This is a genomic window from Alicyclobacillus suci (assembly GCF_017329615.1).
Taxonomy (GTDB): domain Bacteria; phylum Bacillota; class Bacilli; order Alicyclobacillales; family Alicyclobacillaceae; genus Alicyclobacillus; species Alicyclobacillus suci.
The window spans coordinates 1-589 of the sequence record NZ_JAFMTW010000156.1; the positions used below are offsets into that span (position 1 = coordinate 1).

2 protein-coding genes are annotated in these 589 nt (G+C 47.9%); both read right to left on the bottom strand.

The window, feature by feature from the left end; translation table 11 throughout:
* The coding region (locus tag J3482_RS20220; RefSeq protein WP_206923091.1) for an IS66 family transposase at window positions 1-360 on the bottom strand (360 nt) is incomplete at its 3' end.
* 61 nt (window positions 361-421) lie between these two features.
* Window positions 422-589 (bottom strand): IS66 family insertion sequence element accessory protein TnpB (tnpB, locus tag J3482_RS22030; RefSeq protein ID WP_206923092.1); only part of this gene is annotated, 168 nt, incomplete at its 5' end.

Below are 589 nucleotides of genomic sequence, written 5' to 3' on the forward strand. Positions count from 1 at the left end.
GTATTCCACTCGCTCCACCGGTAAGTCTTTGAACAACTCTTCGCGTTGACCGGATTGCTTCTTATTCCGCTCATAGGTAATGGTTTGTGTCTCCGGTTTTTCTTGAAGTAACGGCTCAGACGATTCAGATGTCCATTCCGCCTCGTTAAATAACCGGATTTGAATGTCGTCCGATCGCTCACTTTGTGTCCCGAACTGTTTATGCTTAGAGAGGCGCACTTGCTCCGTGAGCCATTTCAACTGTGCCTTCAGGTGTGCATTCTCTCGTTCTAAGGCTGTACACCACGCTTCTAGATTTTCAGTTTTGTTCGGGGTATCCGTTCTCGTATTTTCCATGTATAAGGTTTCGACACAAGACATCCAAAACCCTTGTCATTACTAGTCTTTTGAGCCTTTTTCGCAACAAATCTCCTGCCAAATCTTACACAACTCGAGTGGCTGTGACCTTAGCATGTGCACGTTGCTGTGTGACGGACAGACCGTCCAGCAACCAGTTCAGTTCTCGCCGGCTAATGACGACCGTTCTGTCCCTGGACGCTTGTGGCCATTGAAACCGACCTTGCTCCAAACGTCTGTAATGGAGCCAAAA